This window comes from Pseudonocardia sp. Ae150A_Ps1, from assembly GCF_001932315.1.
Classification (GTDB): domain Bacteria; phylum Actinomycetota; class Actinomycetes; order Mycobacteriales; family Pseudonocardiaceae; genus Pseudonocardia.
The window spans coordinates 5455793-5473672 of record NZ_MCIJ01000001.1 but is presented as its reverse complement, the minus strand read 5'-3'; the positions used below and the strand labels follow the sequence as shown (position 1 = coordinate 5473672).

Annotated in this window: 11 protein-coding genes and 3 rRNA genes; 3 read left to right on the top strand and 11 right to left on the bottom strand. The window is 69.5% G+C overall.

From position 1 onward, the window contains the following. Positions 1–6: 6 nt before the first annotated feature. Entirely contained in the window at positions 7–3498 is a 3492-nt protein-coding gene (locus Ae150APs1_RS25725; protein WP_075300821.1) for an indolepyruvate ferredoxin oxidoreductase family protein, read from the bottom strand. A gap of 191 nt (positions 3499–3689) precedes the next feature. Here Ae150APs1_RS25725 and Ae150APs1_RS25720 point away from each other — a divergent pair, with 191 nt between their 5' ends. Genes Ae150APs1_RS25720 through Ae150APs1_RS25710 form a run of 3 tightly spaced genes read left to right on the top strand, consistent with a single transcriptional unit; the run spans position 3690 to position 6157 of the window. Further along, positions 3690–4136: an Lrp/AsnC family transcriptional regulator gene (locus Ae150APs1_RS25720; protein WP_075300820.1), complete on the top strand. Its 447-nt coding sequence runs from the start codon at positions 3690–3692 to the stop codon at positions 4134–4136. 57 nt (positions 4137–4193) lie between these two features. Further along, entirely contained in the window at positions 4194–5423 is a 1230-nt protein-coding gene (locus Ae150APs1_RS25715; protein WP_083680556.1) for a glycosyltransferase, read from the top strand. Beyond that, on the top strand, positions 5420–6157 hold the full coding sequence (locus Ae150APs1_RS25710; RefSeq protein ID WP_249266480.1) for an alpha/beta hydrolase: 738 nt from the start codon (positions 5420–5422) through the stop codon (positions 6155–6157). The genes Ae150APs1_RS25715 and Ae150APs1_RS25710 overlap by 4 nt, the downstream gene beginning before the upstream one ends. Positions 6158–6159: 2 nt before the next feature. On the opposite strand, the gene Ae150APs1_RS25705 is transcribed toward Ae150APs1_RS25710, so the two are convergent. The 10 genes from Ae150APs1_RS25705 to Ae150APs1_RS25665 form a co-directional block, all read right to left on the bottom strand. Then, the gene (locus Ae150APs1_RS25705; RefSeq protein ID WP_083680557.1) at positions 6160–6657 is read right to left on the bottom strand and encodes a hypothetical protein; all 498 of its coding nucleotides are present in this window, start codon (positions 6655–6657) and stop codon (positions 6160–6162) included. 134 nt (positions 6658–6791) lie between these two features. Beyond that, entirely contained in the window at positions 6792–7214 is a 423-nt protein-coding gene (locus Ae150APs1_RS25700) for a zf-HC2 domain-containing protein (protein WP_075300816.1), read from the bottom strand. A gap of 35 nt (positions 7215–7249) precedes the next feature. After that, positions 7250–7897, bottom strand: a complete 648-nt coding sequence (locus Ae150APs1_RS25695) for a GntR family transcriptional regulator (protein WP_075300814.1) — start codon at positions 7895–7897, stop codon at positions 7250–7252. Beyond that, positions 7898–8329, bottom strand: a complete 432-nt coding sequence (locus tag Ae150APs1_RS25690) for a VOC family protein (protein ID WP_075300812.1) — start codon at positions 8327–8329, stop codon at positions 7898–7900. Between the two features lie 1515 nt (positions 8330–9844). Then, positions 9845–9961: ribosomal RNA gene (gene rrf / locus Ae150APs1_RS25685) — 5S ribosomal RNA — on the bottom strand. A gap of 134 nt (positions 9962–10095) precedes the next feature. Further along, a 23S ribosomal RNA gene (locus Ae150APs1_RS25680) occupies positions 10096–13196 on the bottom strand. A gap of 320 nt (positions 13197–13516) precedes the next feature. Next, positions 13517–15036: ribosomal RNA gene (locus tag Ae150APs1_RS25675) — 16S ribosomal RNA — on the bottom strand. Together the 16S, 23S and 5S rRNA genes form the textbook arrangement of a ribosomal RNA operon. Positions 15037–15175: 139 nt before the next feature. Further along, positions 15176–16177 carry an acyl-CoA desaturase gene (locus tag Ae150APs1_RS34740; RefSeq protein WP_349289898.1) on the bottom strand — a complete coding sequence of 334 codons (1002 nt, stop codon included), beginning with the start codon at positions 16175–16177 and terminating at the stop codon, positions 15176–15178. A gap of 39 nt (positions 16178–16216) precedes the next feature. Continuing rightward, complete coding sequence (locus Ae150APs1_RS34735) at positions 16217–16579, bottom strand: hypothetical protein (protein ID WP_349289897.1); 363 nt, start codon at positions 16577–16579, stop codon at positions 16217–16219. A gap of 38 nt (positions 16580–16617) precedes the next feature. Then, complete coding sequence (locus Ae150APs1_RS25665) at positions 16618–17763, bottom strand: ferredoxin reductase (RefSeq protein WP_075300810.1); 1146 nt, start codon at positions 17761–17763, stop codon at positions 16618–16620. Positions 17764–17880: the final 117 nt, after the last annotated feature.

Below are 17880 nucleotides of genomic sequence, written 5' to 3'. Positions count from 1 at the left end.
CGGCACTCAGCCGCGCAGGGCGGCCAGGCGCTCGGCGGCCGCGGCACGGAAACGCTCCACGTTCGCGAGCTTGACGTCCTCGTAGCCCCGGACGATCGACGCCGTCTCCGCGACCGCGACGACCTCCTCCGCGGTGCCGGGGTCGAGCGCGTCCAGCGCCTCCCGGACCAGCGCCTGGTACTCCCCGATCAGCTCCCGCTCGACGCGGCGCACCCCGGCCAGGCCGAACACGTCCAGCGCCGTGCCGCGCAGCCGGCGCGCCGCGCGCAGCGCCCGGAACGCGGGCGCCGCGACCCGCCCGTCGAGCGCGATCTTGCGCTGCATGCCCAGCGCCCGCAGCACCGGCGGGTGCAGCATCACCGAGACCCGGGCGTCCGGGCCGTACTCGCTCGCGCGGCGCGCGACCTCGACCGGGTCGAGGTGCAGGCGGGCGACCTCGTACTCGTCCTTGTAGGCCATCAGCGTGTGCAGGCCGCGGGCGTAGGCCGCGGCGACCCGGGTGCCGGCGTCGTCGCCCGCCCGGACGCTCGCGATCGCGGCGACCCGGCGGACCTCCTCGGCGTAGCGGCGGGCGTACCCGGCGTCCTGGTAGCCGGTGAGGTCGGCGATCCGGGTGGCGAGCAGGTCCTCGAAGGACTCGTCGCCGGACGCGACGGAGCGGGCGAGCGCGCCGGACGTCCCGTCGACCGCGACCACGGCCGGTTCGGGCGCGACCAGCGCGGCGTGCACCGCGGCGGCGTCGATCGCGGCGGCCCGGCCCCAGCGGAACGCGGTGAGCGTGCGCTCGACCGCGGCGCCGTTCAGCCGGACCGCCTGCTCCAGGGCCTCGGCGGACACCGGCAGCACCCCGTACTGGTAGGCGGCGCCGAGCAGCAGCATGTTCGCCGGGAGGTGGTCGTCGAAGAGCGCCTCGGCGAGCGTCTGGGCGTCGACGGTCAGCAGGTCGCGGGTGACCCGCCCGATCCGCTCGACGGCGTCGTCGGTAGAGCCGGGGAGCACGACCCGGCCGGTGACCATGGCCGCGGTCGGCATCAGGGAGGTGGTGACGACGGCGACGGTGTGCCCGGGCCGGGCGACCGCGAGGGTGGCGTCGGTGGCCGTCCCGACGAGGTCCATCCCGATCAGGACGTCGGCGGTGCCGCGGGAGGCCCGCAGGATGCCGTCGACGGGCTGCTTGGAGATCCGCACGTCGGAGACAACGGGGCCGCCCTTCTGCGCGAGCCCGACCTGCTCCAGCCCGGCGGCGCAGAGGCCGTCGAGGTGGGCGGCCATCTGCAGGACCGCCGACGCGGTGACGACGCCGGTGCCGCCGATGCCCGGCATCCGGATCAGCGTGGAGTCGCCGGTGGTGCGCGGCTCCGGGTCGGTGAGGGTGACCGGCAGCGGCGGGATCCCGCGGCGGCGCGGGGTGCCGGGGGTGACCATCAGGAACGACGGGCAGTCGCCCTTCAGGCAGGACAGGTCGGAGTTGCAGGACGCCTGGTGGATGCGCGTCTTGCGGCCGAACCCGGTCTCGACCGGGAGCACCGACAGGCAGGTGCTCTTGTCGCCGCAGTCGCCGCAGCCCTCGCACACCCGCTCGTTGATCACGATCTTCTCCGCCGGGACGGGGAGCTTCCCGCGCTTGCGCAGGCGTCGCTCCTCGGCGGCGCAGCGGTCGTCGTGGATCAGGACGGTGACACCGTCGACGGCGGCCAGCTCCCGCTCGACGCCGGGCAGGTCGTCGCGGTGGCGCACCGACGCGATCGGGTCGAGCGCGATCCGCCGGTAGCGCTGCGGCTCGTCGGTGGTGACCACGATGCGGCGCACGCCCTCCAGCGCGAGCGAGCGGGTGATCTCGGGGACGCCCATCCGGCCCTCGGCGCGCTGGCCGCCGGTCATGGCGACCGCGTCGTTGTAGAGCAGCTTGTAGGTCATCGTGACCCCGGCGGCGACGGCCGCCCGGATCGCGAGCGAGCCGGAGTGGTGGAAGGTCCCGTCGCCCAGGTTCTGCACCAGCGTGCGGTCGTCGGTGAAGGGGGCGAGCCCGAACCACTGGGCGCCCTCGCCGCCCATCTGGGTCAGCCCGACCTGGCGGCCGCGGTGCTCGCCGTCCAGCGCGATCATCGCGTGGCAGCCGATCCCGACGCCGACGAGCGTGTCGTCCGCGGTCCGGGTCGAGGTGTTGTGCGGGCAGCCGGAGCAGAAGTACGGGGTGCGGCTGCCGAGGTCGCCGGCCATCGGGACGGTGATCCGGGACGGCTTCGGCGGGGCGAGCCGGTCGAGGTGCGCGACGGCCCCGGCCGGGAGCGTCGCCCCGCACGCGGTCAGCCGGGCGGCGACGGCACGGGCGACGTCCTCGGCGGAGAGCTGGCCGCGGGCGGTGAGCAGCGGGCGCTCGCGGTCGTCGCGGCGGCCGGTGATCCGCGGCCGGTGGTCGCGGCCGTACAAGGCGTCGCGCAGGTGCCCCTCGAGGAACGGCACCTTGTCCTCGACGACGAGCACCTCGGACAGCCCCTCGACCAGGCCGGCGAGCGCGTCGCGGTCGATCGGGAACGGCATCGCGAGGCGGATCAGCCGGACGCCGAGCGCGTCGAGCTCGCCCTCACCGAGGCCGAGGTCGTCGAGGGCACGGAGCACGGTCGCGTAGCCGGTGCCGGAGGCGAGGATCCCCAGCCGGGACTCGCGGGCGTCGAAGGTGACGCGGTTGAGACCGGTCTCGCGGGCGTACTGGCGGGCGAGGTCGAGACGCCGGGTGAGCTGGTCGTGCTCGGCGTCGACCGCGGCCGGGCCGACGAGCGCTCCGGCCTGCGCCCGGTCGGTCGCGGGCGGGAGCGGCACACCCAGCAGGTCCGGGTCGAGCGCTCCCAGCTCCACCGTGGACGACGCGGCGGCCACGTCGGCGATGATCTTCAGTCCGGTCCAGAGCCCGGTGGCCCGCGACAGCGCGACGGCGTGCAGGCCGAACTCGACCACCTCGGACACCGAGCCCGGCGCGAGCAGCGGCAGGCAGAGGCTCTGCGCGATCGGCTCGCAGGAACTGGGCACGGTGGAGGACTTACAGGACGGGTCGTCGCCGATGATCGCGACGGCACCGCCGAGCCGCGCGGTGCCGGCCAGGTTGCCGTGCCGGATCGCGTCGGCGGCCCGGTCGAGACCGGGGTTCTTGCCGTACCAGTACCCGACGACGCCGTCGTGCCGGGCGCCCGGGACGGCGTCGAGCATCTGGGTGCCGGCGACGGCGGTCGCGGCGAGCTCCTCGTTCAGCCCCGGCCGGAAGACGACGCCGGCTGCGTCGAGGTGGGTGCGCGCGCGGCCGAACTCCGTGTCCAGGCCGCCCAGCGGGGAGCCCTGGTAGCCGGAGACGAACGACGCGGTGTCGAACCCGCGCCCGGCGTCGAGCCGGGCCTGGGCGAGGGTGAGCCGGACGAGGGCCTGCACGCCGGTCATCGGCGCGCGGCCGCGGGTGGCGACGTACTTGTCGTCCAGGGTCACACCGACCTCGGTCGGACCGTTCATGCGTGGCTCCTCGTCGAGTCGGTGGTGGGGCGCGGACCGGGGTGCCCGGCCCGCGCGGCGCCCGGCACGGTGCGTACAGGACAACGTGACGCCGACCACCGGCGCAATGCAGCGCAGCAAGTTCGCCACGAAGACGCAACGGATACGCTTGTACCACCCGATAGACAGGACATCGTTGCGCCGGAGGTCCCGTGCCCGACAACCCCGAGGTCGACGGCATCGACCACGCGCTGCTCCGGCTGCTCCACGAGGACGGCCGCCGCACCTTCGCCGACATGGCCGGCCGGGTCGGGCTGTCGACCGCGGCGACGAAGCGCCGGGTGGACCGGTTGCGCGAGATCGGGGGGATCACCGGCTTCACCGTGCAGGTCGACCACCGCAGGCTCGGCTGGCCGGTGGAGGCGTTCAGCGAGGTCCGCTACGCCGGTGCGACGAGCGTCGGCGACATCGTCGAGACGGCGTCCCGCCAGCCCGAGGTGCAGGCCGTCTACACCGTCGCCGGGGACCTCGACGCGCTCGTCCAGATGCGGGTCCGCGACCTCGACCACCTGCAGGAGGTGGTGGACCGGCTGCGGCGGACCGGGACCGTCACCGGTACCCGCACGCTGATGGTGCTCGGCCGGTGGACCCGGAGCTGACCGTTTGCATCCCGCAACCACTCGGATGATCATCGAGGGGTGCGAGTCCTCTGCAGCGTGACCGGGTCCCCCTCCCACGGCCGGGCGGTGCTGCCGTTCGCGCGGGCACTGGGCGCGGCCGGGCACGACGTCGTCGTCGCCTGCGCGCCGGACGTCGCGGGCGTGTTCGCCGACGCCCCGGTGCGGGTCGAGGCGGTGTTCGCGCCGATGACCGAGGCCGCCGAGCACCTGGGGCCGGTCCTCGCCGCGCTCGGTGACCCGGCGTCGCTGAGCACGACCGAGCTGACCCGGGCCATGCTGCCGACGCTGTTCGCGGGCCCGCAGGTCACCGGCTCGGCGCGGGCGCTGCTGGAGGTGTGCGACCGCGACGGCAAGCCCGACCTGGTGCTGCGCGACGGCGGCGAGACCGCCGGCCTGCTGGTCGCGGAGCACCTGGGTGTCCCGTGCGTGGCGGCGCCGTCGGGTGCGGGCAACGTGCTGACCCCGGAGATCGTCGCCGACGCCCTCGCCGAGCGCCGCCGCGACCTCGGGTTCGCGGCGCCCGCCGCCCCGGCGGCCCTGCACCGCTGGGGCAGGCTGGACTGCATGCCGGCCGAGTTCTCGCTGGCCGCACCCGGGATCACGGCGCCGCTCGCGTTCCGGCAGGACGACCAGGTCGCCCGTGGCGAGACGCTGCCGGCCTGGATCGGTGAGCTCCCGGCCGGGCGTCCGCTGGTGCTGGCCGGCATCGGGACCGCGATGCCGATGATGGCCCGGCGCGGTGAGGACGCCGCCCGCGCCGGGGAGCCGCCGCCCCGCGGCCCGGTCGACCCGCACGTCGCGCTGCGCACGGTCGTCGACGCCGTGTCACGGCTCGACGCCGAGGTGGTGCTGTCCACGGGCGGGCTGCCGCTCGACGACGTCGACCTCCCGGACCACGTGCACCCGTCGCCCTGGGTGCCGCAGCCGTTGCTGCTCCAGTGCGCCGACCTGTTCCTCACCCACGGCGGCTACAACGGCGTCCGGGAGGCCGTCCGGCACGGGGTGCCCCTCGCGGTGCTGCCGCAGTTCGGCGACCAGGAGCACAACGCCGAGCGGGTCGCCGCGCTCGGGATCGGCGCGCACTGCCCACCCGACCCCGTGCAGGTCGCGGAGACCTGCGCCGAGCTGCTGGGCGACCGCGGGGCCCCGGTGCGCGCGCAGATGCGCCGCGCGCAGCGGGCGATGCTGGCGCTCCCCCAGGCCGACGCCGCGGTGTCCGACCTGGAGGACCTGGCCGAGGGCCGGCGCGCCACACTGGCCGGATGAGCGGGAGCGGACCCAGCCGGCCGGTGCCGGTCGTCGCGGTGCCGGGGACGCTGTGCTCCCCCGCCGTGTTCGACGCGCTGGCCGCGACCCTCGGCGACGGCTTCGACGTCGAGCCGGTCGACTGGCTGACCGGCTCCGGCCCGTGGACGGTGCCCGCCGTCGCGGACCGGATCGGGGACGCCGTCGCCGCGGCCGGGCGCCGCCCGGTCCTGCTGATCGGGCACTCGACCGGCGGAGCGGTCGCGCTGTGGCTGGCGACGGAGCGGCCGGAGCTGGTCGCCGGGCTCGTGGCCGTCGGGACCGGGGCGCACATGCGCGGGCACGGCGACGTCGACGCGATCATCGAGCGGGTCCGCACCGCGTGGGGCCCGGAGCTGCGGCAGGCCGTCCTGGACCGTTCGTTCGCGACGCCTCCCACGGCGGAGTTCGCGGCCGTCCTGCGCGACTACGCCGCGGGCGTGACACCGGAGGCCGTCGCCCAGGTGCTCGCGAGCCAACGCGACCTCGATCTCGAACCGCGGCTCGCGGCGCTGACGATGCCGGTGACCGTCGTGCACGGACGGCACGACCCGACGCGGCCGGTGGAACGCGCGGCCGAGCTGGCCGCGGCGGTCGGCGACGGCGAGCTCGTCGTGCTCGGCACGGGCCACACCCCGGTGCACGAGTCGCCGGGCCAGGTCGCCGCCGCGGTGCGGGCCCTCGCCGTCCGTGCGGGGCTGCGGCCGGCCGGCTGAGGTCAGGCCGGTGGGGCTCCCGGCACGTGCGTGCCGGCGGCGACGACGATCCGGGCCCAGGTCGCGAACAGCACGCAGACGCCGAGCACGGTCACCACCAGCCCCGGGCCGATGTCGGCCTCCGGGCTCCCGGTCTGCCGTGCCCACACCGCCCACAGGCCGGTCAGCGCACCGACCCCGGTGCAGGTCGCCGCCGTCCAGGCCAGTGGCCAGAACCGGGTCAGCAGCGCGAGGACGGAGACGACCAGCCCGACGGCCGCGACCACGGTGAACAGCCGCGGCAGCGGACCCATCACGACGTGCCCGGCGAGGATCTGCCAGCCGTCGGCGTGGACGGACCAGGGCATCAGCAGCGACGCCGAGATCGCGGCGACGGACGCGCCCGCGACGACGGCGGCTGGCCCGGGGTCGATCCAGCGCTCCACGCGCCAGGCGATCCGGGTGAGCTCGTCCTCCAGTTCGGGGCTCGTCGAGGCGTGGGGGGCAGGCTGCTCGCTCATGCGGTCCCTCCTGCTCCTCGCCGTGGCCCGCGCGCCGGACGGTGCGGGTCGTGCGCGACGCCTGCCAGGATGGCAGGCCCCGGCCGGTGCCGTCACGGGGGTGGTCCCCGGTCCGCGCCCGTGCTCAGGCGGCCTCAGGCGGCCTTCGTGCCGCACCGGCACGGAGCGCCGCCCTGGCAGCCGCAGCCGCAGCTGGCCAGGCAGCCGCACGCCGACCGCTCGGCACCGGGGACGACATCGGCGACGACGTCGCCGCCGCAGCAGCCCCCGGCCAGGCAGGTCAGGTCCGGCCGGGCCGACGGGACGGCCACGGTGTCGGGGTCGTCGACGCCGAGCGCCGACAGCACCGCGGCCGCGATGTCCGGTACCTCCTCCGCCGGGCGTACCCGGGTGAGGCGGGTGACGCGCTCGGCGCCGGCGGCGTACGTGCGACAGGCGGGACACCCGTCGAGGTGCACGTCGGCCGCCGCGCGCTCCTCGGGGGCGGCCTCGCCGTCGAGGGCGGCGGATACCACCTCGCGGCACAGCTGACAGTCTATACCGTCACTGTCGTACACGGGGGCCGTCGGGTTCCCGCCGCCCCCTGTTCGGTCTAGAACTCGTTGCGACTCCCGCGCGGACCCAGGTCGTGGATGTGCGACGACAGCGCCTCCCGCAGCGCACCCGGGTCGCGGTCTTCCAGCAGGTCGAGCAGGTGATCGTGCTCGTCGGCGAGACCGAGCATGTGCCCGGTGTCGGTCGGGACGCCCTGCCGGGCGAGCCGGACGAACGCACCGAGCTGCTCGAGGAGGAGCGACAGCGTGGGCATCCGGGCAAGCGCGGCGAGACCGCGGTGGAACTCCTCGTCGAGGGCGAGGAAGCCCTGGACGTCCCCGGTCGCGGCGACCCGCCGCTGGCGCCGGACGGCGACCCGCAGCGGATCGACCTCCCCCTCGGTGTGCACGGTGCACGCCTCGGCCGCCGCGGCCCCCTCCAGCGCGACGCGCACCGTGGCGATCTCCCGGCGGTGTGCGTCGCTGCGGTGGCCGGACAGGTCGACGACCCGCATCTGACGACGGCTGCCGGTGGTCAGCAACCCCTCGCTCTGCAGGCGGCGCAGCGCCTCCCGGACCGGTGTCCGGGAGGCGCCGAACGTCGCGGCGAGCTCGGCCTCGTCGAGCACCGAACCCTGCGCGCGGTGGCCGGCGACGATCTCGTCGCGCAGCGCGTCGTGGATCGCGCCGGCCTTGGTGCGGGACATCTACTTCGCGAAGATCTGGGACTCGTCGGCGAACGCCTTGAACTCCAGGTTGTTGCCGGCGGGGTCGGTCAGGAACATCGTCCACTGCTCCCCGGACTCGCCCGCGAACCGCTGGTACGGCTCGATGACGAACGCGGTGCCCGCCGCGCGCAGGCGGTCCGCCAGCTCGTGGAACCCGGCCACCGGGAGCACCAGCCCGAAGTGCGGCACCGGGACGTCGTGCCCGTCGACCGGGTTGTGCGCGGGCGGGGTCGACCGCGGGGCGACGTGCGTGACGACCTGGTGGCCGTGGAAGTTCCAGTCGACCCAGATGTCCGACGACCAGCCCTCGGGCAGGCCCAGGACGTCGCCGTAGAACCGGCGGGCGGCCGCCAGGTCGTCGACCGGGATCGCGAGATGGAAGCAGGGACGGGTGGGAGTTGCGGTGCTCATGCGGACCTTCCTCGACGACGACGGGCCTCCGGATCGACCCACGCTCAAGTATACAAATTTCCGTTCTTCATACATCAATCTGTGCACGGGAGCACAGGACGGGCTGCAGGACGAGCAGGCGCCCACATCGGTGGTCTGCGTGCGGCGCGTCCCGGAACGCGGCCCCCGTCGCGCGACGCGGTGCCGTCCACCGTCCACACAGGCCGTGCCGCGACAGCGCGGAACGCCGCGCCGGTCACGTTCCGCGGAACGCACTCGGGCACACGGCGCGCCGCACGCCATCCCGTGCACGGGGCCGCAGATCGGCAGAGAGCGCGGGTCCCGACGGACACGGCAGCGTCGGCGTTCATCGGGCATACAGTGCGAACGAGCGACGGCGCTCGCAGACCCTGACGATGCGCGTTCCGCGGAACGCCGCTCGGTCCTCCCGCGCCTGCGAGGCGTCGGGCCGTCACCTCGGAGCACCGTGCACCGGCGCGTTCCGCGGAACGCACTCCGCACCATCAGTCCTGCGCCACGGACCACGGACCCAGCCGGACCCCGCGTTCCGCGGAACGCATCCCGTCGGGTCCGGCAGGCTGCCGGTTCGGGGGACCACCTCCGTCACCGCGGCTCCATTCCTGTGCAACGTCACCCACCCGGAACGTTCCGCAGAACGCGCACCGACACGTCGCAGCGACCCGGCGCGGCGACCGAGGTGGTCCGCTCTCCTGCGTTCCGCGGAACGCACGCGGCTCCAGCGGCACGACGGGCGAGCCGGCCACCGATGTCAGGTGTCCGGGCCACGCACGCCCTCCGCTCGGGTGCCGACGGCGGTCCGTCCTCCTCACACCCGACCGGCCCCACCAGCGGGAACGGCGTACTGGGGACCCAGGGTGCGCGTTCCGCGGAACGCGCACCACCGTCCGCGCAGGCCGACCGAGAGTCATGGGAGCCGCCCGCCACCGGGCCACCCCAGCCACGAGCGACATGTCCACCGGTGCCGGGTCCCCTGGGGCGGCACCCGTTCTCCGTTCAGGTGCCGACGACGATGCACTCTTCTCACCCGCCTGGGCCCACCAGCAGCCGTCGGGGCCGCCGGCGTGAACGACCTGGGGGACGCCCGTGCGGGCGCGTTCCGCGGAACGCGCAGGACGGTCTGCGGGCCCCGGGAGTGCTGTGGGAGCCGCTCGCCAGCGGGTCGGCCCAAGGTCGGCGCCCGGTCGGCGCCCGCCGGTCGGGCAGATCGCGCTCCGAGAACCCGTCCGCGTCCCGACCGCGTTCCGCGGAACGCGGACCTGGCAGCGTTCCGCGGTCCTGGCAGCGTTGCGCGGTCCTGGCGGTGTTGCGCGGACCTGGCGGTGTTCAGCGGAACGCGCGACGACCGCAGACGACACACCCATCCGGCGTCGACGACACCCCAGGACCCGCGCCCCGGACCCACCGGACCGCCGGCCCGCCACCAGGAAAACCGGGCCCGTAACGCAGAAAATCCCCCGGACCGAAACGGTCCGAGGGATCCCCTGAAATGTTGAATGTCGGCGGCGACCTACTCTCCCACACCCTGTCGAGTGCAGTACCATCGGCGCAGGAAGGCTTAGCTACCGGGTTCGGAATGGGACCGGGCGTTCCCCTACCGCCATAACCACCGACAACACTATCCAATTACACCCCACACCCCCTCACACCCCACACCACGGTGGGACACAAGAAGACCCAGGAAACAGAGACCACACAACCAACGGGGTTGTAGACTCAGGGTCACACAGTGGATGCGAACAACATGTTGTGGCAAGCCCTCGGCCTATTAGTACCGGTCAACTCCACCCCTCACAAGGCTTCCATCTCCGGCCTATCAACCCAGTCATCTACTGGGAGCCTTACCCACTCAAGGTGGTGGGAGACCTCATCTTGGAACAGGCTTCCCGCTTAGATGCCTTCAGCGGTTATCCCTCCCGAACATAGCCAACCAGCCGTGCCCCTGGCGGGACAACTGGCACACCAGAGGTTCGTCCGTCCCGGTCCTCTCGTACTAGGGACAGCCTTCCTCAAGTCTCCAACGCGCGCGGCGGATAGGGACCGAACTGTCTCACGACGTTCTAAACCCAGCTCGCGTACCGCTTTAATGGGCGAACAGCCCAACCCTTGGGACCTACTCCAGCCCCAGGATGCGACGAGCCGACATCGAGGTGCCAAACCATGCCGTCGATATGGACTCTTGGGCAAGATCAGCCTGTTATCCCCGGGGTACCTTTTATCCGTTGAGCGACACCCCTTCCACCAGGAGGTGCCGGATCACTAGTCCCGACTTTCGTCCCTGCTCGACCCGTCAGTCTCACAGTCAAGCTCCCTTGTGCACTTACACTCAACACCTGATTGCCAACCAGGCTGAGGGAACCTTTGGGCGCCTCCGTTACTCTTTAGGAGGCAACCGCCCCAGTTAAACTACCCACCAGGCACTGTCCCTGAACCAGATCATGGCCCGAGGTTCAGACACCCAATTCGACCAGAGTGGTATTTCAACAACGACTCCACCGCCACTAGCGTGACGACTTCACAGTCTCCCACCTATCCTACACAAGCCGAACCGAGCATCAATACCAAGCTATAGTAAAGGTCCCGGGGTCTTTCCGTCCTGCCGCGCGTAACGAGCATCTTTACTCGTAATGCAATTTCGCCGAGTCTGTGGTCGAGACAGCGCCCAAGTCGTTACGCCATTCGTGCAGGTCGGAACTTACCCGACAAGGAATTTCGCTACCTTAGGATGGTTATAGTTACCACCGCCGTTTACTGGCGCTTAAATTCTCCGCTTCGCCCCCAAAGGGGCTAACAGGTCCTCTTAACGTTCCAGCACCGGGCAGGCGTCAGTCCGTATACATCGTCTTGCGACTTCGCACGGACCTGTGTTTTTAGTAAACAGTCGCTTGGGCCTGGTCTCTGCGACCACCCACCCCTAGCCCGCGAAGGGGCTTCAAGGCAGATGGCCCTCCTTCTCCCGAAGTTACGGAGGTATTTTGCCGAATTCCTTAACCACAGTTCGCTCGATCGCCTCGGTATTCTCTACCTGACCACCTGTGTCGGTTTGGGGTACGGGCCGCAACAGCACTCGCTAGAGGCTTTTCTCGACAGCATGGGATCACCCTCTTCGCCTCAATCGGCTACGCATCACCTCTCACCCTTGATGAGCCCCGGATTTACCTAGGACTCGGGCTACAGGCTTACACCACGACAACCACCGCGTGGCGGAGCTACCCTCCTGCGTCACCCCATCACTTGCCTACTACCGGATCGGATCCCACGCTCCCCCACAAACAACACTCCCGAAGGAGCGAAGGTGGGTTCGGATGGTTAGCATCACCGGCCCCGGCATGGACGCACTATCACGAGCACGGGAATATCAACCCGTTGTCCATCGACTACGCCTGACGGCCTCGCCTTAGGTCCCGGCTCACCCTGGGCGGAACAACCTGGCCCAGGAACCCTTGGTCATCCGGCGGCAGAGATTCTCACTCTGCATTCGCTACTCATGCCTGCATTCTCACTCCCACACCCTCCACCCGTAAATCACTCCCGGGCTTCACCACATGCAGGACGCTCCCCTACCCAACAACACAACAGTGTCATTGCCACGGCTTCGGCGGTGCGCTTGAGCCCCGCTACATTGTCGGCGCAGGACCACTTGACCAGTGAGCTATTACGCACTCTTTCAAGGGTGGCTGCTTCTAAGCCAACCTCCTGGTTGTCCGGGCGATCCCACATCCTTTCCCACTTAGCGCACGCTTAGGGGCCTTAGCCGGTGATCTGGGCTGTTTCCCTCTCGACCACGAAGCTTATCCCCCGCAGTCTCACTGCCGCGCTCTCACTCACCGGCATTCGGAGTTTGGCTGACTTCGGTAAGCTTGTCGACCCCCTAGGCCATCCAGTGCTCTACCTCCGATGAGAAACACACGACGCTGCACCTAAATGCATTTCGGGGAGAACCAGCTATCACGAAGTTTGATTGGCCTTTCACCCCTACCCACAGCTCATCCCCCAGGTTTTCAACCCTGGTGGGTTCGGGCCTCCACGGCGTCTTACCGACGCTTCACCCTGGCCATGGGTAGATCACTCCGCTTCGGGTCTACACCCCGCGACTCCACCGCCCTATTCGGACTCGCTTTCGCTACGGCTACCCCACAACGGGTTAACCTCGCCACGAAGCATAACTCGCAGGCTCATTCTTCAAAAGGCACGCCATCACCCTGCAGCACAAGACTGCTCCAGGCTCTGACGGCTTGTAAGCACACGGTTTCAGGTACTATTTCACTCCCCTCCCGGGGTACTTTTCACCTTTCCCTCACGGTACTAGTCCGCTATCGGTCACCAGGTAGTATTTAGGCTTAACGGGTGGTCCCGCCAGATTCACAGCAAATTCCACGAGCTCGCTGCTACTCGAGAACAATGCCCACGACCAGACTCATGCTTTCGCGTACGGGGCTCTCACCCACTACGGCCGACCATCCCAGAGTCGTTCCGCTAACACAAACACTGGACCGCCCCATCCTCGGCAGAAGATGAACAGCACGTCTCACAACCCCGCATCCGCAACACCTGCCGGCTTGACACGGACACGGTTTAGCCTCTTCCGCTTTCGCTCGCCACTACTCACGGAATCACTGTTGTTTTCTCTTCCTGTGGGTACTGAGATGTTTCACTTCCCCACGTTCCCTCCACGCACCCTATGAATTCAGGTACGGGTAACACCCCATGACGGGTGCTGGGTTTCCCCATTCGGACACCCTCGGATCACAGTTCGGTTGACAACTCCCCGAGGACTATCGCGGCCTCCCACGTCCTTCATCGGCTCCTGATGCCCAGGCATCCACCATGTGCTCTTAACAACTTGACCACAACAAGATGCTCGCATCCACTATGCAACACTCAACCCACAACCACAGAAGACCCCAGGCAACCACCACCCCCAACCAGAAGGCGTTAGGACAACCCAGAACCCACGCGGCCAAAGACAACACCCACCAAACCGGTGTCCCCTCAGGACCCAACAGTGTGCCGAACCACAGCTTGACGTCCATTGCGTTCCACCCAGTCACACCCGACCCACACTCGGGGCCGACAGCGCGATCTCAGTTAAGGAACCAACACATTCCCACATTTCAGAAGAAACGAAAGAAACGAGCCGGTGCCCCACCACATGGTGAGACTCCTTAGAAAGGAGGTGATCCAGCCGCACCTTCCGGTACGGCTACCTTGTTACGACTTCGTCCCAATCGCCAGTCCCACCTTCGACGACTCCCTCCACAAGGGTTGGGCCGCCGGCTTCGGGTGTTACCAACTTTCGTGACGTGACGGGCGGTGTGTACAAGGCCCGGGAACGTATTCACCGCAGCGTTGCTGATCTGCGATTACTAGCGACTCCAACTTCACGGGGTCGAGTTGCAGACCCCGATCCGAACTGAGACTCACTTTAAGGGATTCGCTCCACCTCACGGTCTCGCAGCCCTCTGTATGAGCCATTGTAGCATGTGTGAAGCCCTGGACATAAGGGGCATGATGACTTGACGTCATCCCCACCTTCCTCCGAGTTGACCCCGGCAGTCTCCCATGAGTCCCCACCACTACGTGCTGGCAACATGGAATAAGGGTTGCGCTCGTTGCGGGACTTAACCCAACATCTCACGACACGAGCTGACGACAGCCATGCACCACCTGCACACAGGCCACAAGGGAAACGACATCTCTGCCGCGATCCTGTGCATGTCAAACCCAGGTAAGGTTCTTCGCGTTGCATCGAATTAATCCACATGCTCCGCCGCTTGTGCGGGCCCCCGTCAATTCCTTTGAGTTTTAGCCTTGCGGCCGTACTCCCCAGGCGGGGCGCTTAATGCGTTAGCTGCGGCGCAGAAACCGTGGAATGGTCCCCACACCTAGCGCCCAACGTTTACGGCGTGGACTACCAGGGTATCTAATCCTGTTCGCTCCCCACGCTTTCGCTCCTCAGCGTCAGTATCGGCCCAGAGACCCGCCTTCGCCACCGGTGTTCCTCCTGATATCTGCGCATTTCACCGCTACACCAGGAATTCCAGTCTCCCCTGCCGAACTCAAGTGATGCCCGTATCGACCGCACGCTCAGAGTTAAGCCCCAAGTTTTCACGGCCGACGCGACACACCGCCTACGAGCTCTTTACGCCCAATAATTCCGGACAACGCTCGCACCCTACGTGTTACCGCGGCTGCTGGCACGTAGTTGGCCGGTGCTTCTTCTCCAGGTACCGTCACAAAAGCTTCGTCCCTGGCGAAAGAGGTTTACAACCCGAAGGCCGTCATCCCCCACGCGGCGTCGCTGCGTCAGGCTTCCGCCCATTGCGCAATATTCCCCACTGCTGCCTCCCGTAGGAGTCTGGGCCGTGTCTCAGTCCCAGTGTGGCCGGTCGCCCTCTCAGGCCGGCTACCCGTCACCGCCTTGGTAGGCCATCACCCCACCAACAAGCTGATAGGCCGCGGGCCCATCCCCCACCGAAAAAACTTTCCACCACCCAACATGCGTTGAGAGGTCCTATCCGGTATTAGACCCAGTTTCCCGGGCTTATCCCAGAGTGGAGGGCAGGTCACCCACGTGTTACTCACCCGTTCGCCGCTCGTGTACCCCCGAAAGGGCCTTACCGCTCGACTTGCATGTGTTAAGCACGCCGCCAGCGTTCGTCCTGAGCCAGGATCAAACTCTCCAACAAAAACCCTGACTTACAAACAACTGGCCCACCAGCACGACGGGGTCGCACCGGCAGCCAAACAAACAATCTGGCACAAAAACGCCAAACCAAAAAATAGCTCGACACACTGTTGAGTTCTCAAAAGACACCCGCACCACCATCACCGATCTCCCGACCGGATCCAGAAGGCGGATCGCCTTGACCCCACCACCGTAAACCCACAACAAACTCGAAGGCCGACCGGGGTGTCGTAGTGGCCAGCGGGCCTGTTGACCGGGCCTCCAGGGCCCGTTCTGTCCGGCTCACTCGCTGACAGAGAGAAAGTTACAGGACCGTCCGAGGTGCCTGAACAGGGGGGGGCGGTTACCGACGTTCCTGCAGGTCGGGCCGCGATTTCCCGGGTGCGGGCGGTGGTCAGGCCGCCTCGGTGCGCGCGGGCCTGCGGCGCAGACCCCGTCGTTCCCGGCGGCGCTCCCGCTCCCGGATCCCCCCGCGCCGGCAGGGAGAGCCGCCAGATCGACCGGGTCGCCTGCCAGAACTGCCGGGGGAACGGATCCGTCGTGTAGGGCAGGTCGTACTTGTCGCAGACCTCCCGCACCGTCACGGCGATCTCCGGGTACCGGTTCGACGGCAGGTTCGGGAAGAGGTGGTGCTCGATCTGGTAGCCGAGGCTGCCCGACATCACGTGCATCAGGCGGTTGCCGCCGAAGTTCGCCGACCCGAGCAGCTGGCGCAGGTACCACTCGCCACGCGTCTCGTCGTCGAGCTCCTCCTCGGTGAACACCTCGGCGCCGTCCGGGAAGTGCCCGCAGAAGATGATCGCGTAGGACCAGACGTTCCGGACCACGTTGGCCGTGGCGTTCGCGGCGAGTGTCGGGACGAACGCACGGCCCGTCAGCAGCGGGAACAGCACGTAGTCCTTGCGCATCTGCCGGGCGTGCTTGCGGCCCACGTCGCGCAGCTTGCGCCGGAACTCCGCGGGATCGTCCACGCTGAGCTTCAGCAGGCCCTCGACGTCGAGGTCGTGCAGCGAGACGCCGTGCTCGAAGAGCAGCATCAGCGGCACGTTCCACACGGGCTGGCCGAGGTAGACCGGGTGCCAGGGCTGGTCGGCGCGGACCCGGAGGATCTCGTAGCCGACGTCCTTGTCCTTGCCGATCACGTTCGTATACGTGTGGTGCAGGTAGTTGTGGGAGTGCCGCTACTGCTCGGCCGGGCACACGTTGTCCCACTCCCACGTCGACGAGTGGATCTCCGGATCGTTCATCCAGTCCCACTGGCCGTGCATGACGTTGTGCCCGATCTCCATGTTCTCGAGGATCTTGGCGACCGAGAGCATGGCGGTGCCGGCGGCCCACAGGGCGGGGACCCGGCTGCCGAACAGGGTGGCCCGGGCGGCGACGGTGAGGCGGCGCTGCCAGGTGATCAGACTGCGGATGTAGTCCGCGTCGGACTGGCCGCGCTGTTCCTCGACGTCGGCGCGGATCGCGTCGAACTCGCGTCCGATCGCCTCGACGTCGGCGTCGGTGAGGTGGGCGAACTCCTTGACGTCCGAGATGGCCACGGTGGGCTCCCTCCGGGGTCGGGTCGGTCGTGCGGGTCTCAGATCTCGAGGACGCAGTCGCCGGCGGCGGCCGTGACGCAGGTCTGCACCTTCTCCGCGGGGGTGTCGGGGTCGGCGCGGTGCTCGCTGCCGTCGCGCAGGTCGCGGACGGTCCCCGACCGCAGGCCGACGACGCAGGTGTGGCAGATGCCCATCCGGCAGCCGTAGGGCAGGTCCAGGTCCGCCGACTCGCCGGCCTCCAGCAGGGTCGTCGCGCCGTCGATCTCCACGGTGGCGGCGACGTCGCCGTCGTCCGGGGTGGACGTCCCCGCGACGGCCGAGCCCCGGCGCGCGAACGTCACCGTGCCGCCCTCGGCCTCTCCCCCGCGCAGCGCCGCGGAGAACCGCTCGACGTGCAGCCGGTCGTCGCACCCGGCCGACGACCAGAGCTCCTCGGCCTCGTCGAGCATCGCCGACGGTCCGCACGCCCAGGTGCTGCGCTCGGACCAGTCCGGGCAGTAGCGCGCGAGGTCGTCGGGCGTGAGCCTTCCGCGCTCGCCGGTGAGGTGCCGGTGCAGCCGCAGCGACGGGTGCCGCTGCGCCAGCCGCTCGAGCTCGGCGGCGAAGATGACGTCCCCGCTGCGGGGTGCCGAGTGCACGACGACGGTGTCGGGCACGGTGCCGCGCCGGTCCAGGGTGCGCAGCATCGCCATGATCGGCGTGATCCCGCTGCCCGCGGTCAGGAACAGCAGCCGCGACGGCGGCGGGTCGGGCAGGACGAACTCGCCCCGCGGCAGCGCGAGACGCACGATCGTGCCCGGCCCGACGCCGGCGACCAGGTGTTTCGACAGGAAGCCCTCGGGCATCGCCTTCACCGTGACCGAGATGTGCCTGCGGTCGCGCCGCGGCTCGGAGGTGAGCGAGTACGACCGCCAGTGGAACCGGCCCTCGACCTGGACGCCGATGCCGACGTACTGGCCCGCCCGGTGGCCGAACGACCAGCCGAGCCCCGGCCGGATCACCAGCGTGGCGGCGTCGGACGTCTCCCGGACGATCTTCACGCCCCGGCCGCGCAGCTCCCGCGCCGACCAGAGCGGGTTGAGCAGGAGGAGGTAGTCGTCGGGCAGCAGGGGCGTGGTGAAGCGGGCCGCGGCCCGGCGTGCCCGCCGGAGTCCGCGGGGCAGCGCGGTACCGGTGTCGCTCATGGCCGACCTCCCCGTCGTGGCTGCCGACCATCGGACCGGATCGCGGGCGATCCGGCAACTTGGAACCGGCACGACCGTGTGAGCTGCACCGATACCGCCCTGACGTATCGACCGAGA

Excerpts from the sequence above, each read along its gene's own strand:
- Ae150APs1_RS25725 (WP_075300821.1), bottom strand. The coding sequence starts at position 3,498 with ATGAACGGTCCGACCGAGGTCGGTGTGACCCTGGACGACAAGTACGTC.
- Ae150APs1_RS25710 (WP_249266480.1), top strand. The coding sequence starts at position 5,420 with ATGAGCGGGAGCGGACCCAGCCGGCCGGTGCCGGTCGTCGCGGTGCCG.
- Ae150APs1_RS25705 (WP_083680557.1), bottom strand. The coding sequence starts at position 6,657 with ATGAGCGAGCAGCCTGCCCCCCACGCCTCGACGAGCCCCGAACTGGAG.
- Ae150APs1_RS25695 (WP_075300814.1), bottom strand. The coding sequence starts at position 7,897 with ATGTCCCGCACCAAGGCCGGCGCGATCCACGACGCGCTGCGCGACGAG.
- Ae150APs1_RS25690 (WP_075300812.1), bottom strand. The coding sequence starts at position 8,329 with ATGAGCACCGCAACTCCCACCCGTCCCTGCTTCCATCTCGCGATCCCG.
- Ae150APs1_RS25665 (WP_075300810.1), bottom strand. The coding sequence starts at position 17,763 with ATGAGCGACACCGGTACCGCGCTGCCCCGCGGACTCCGGCGGGCACGC.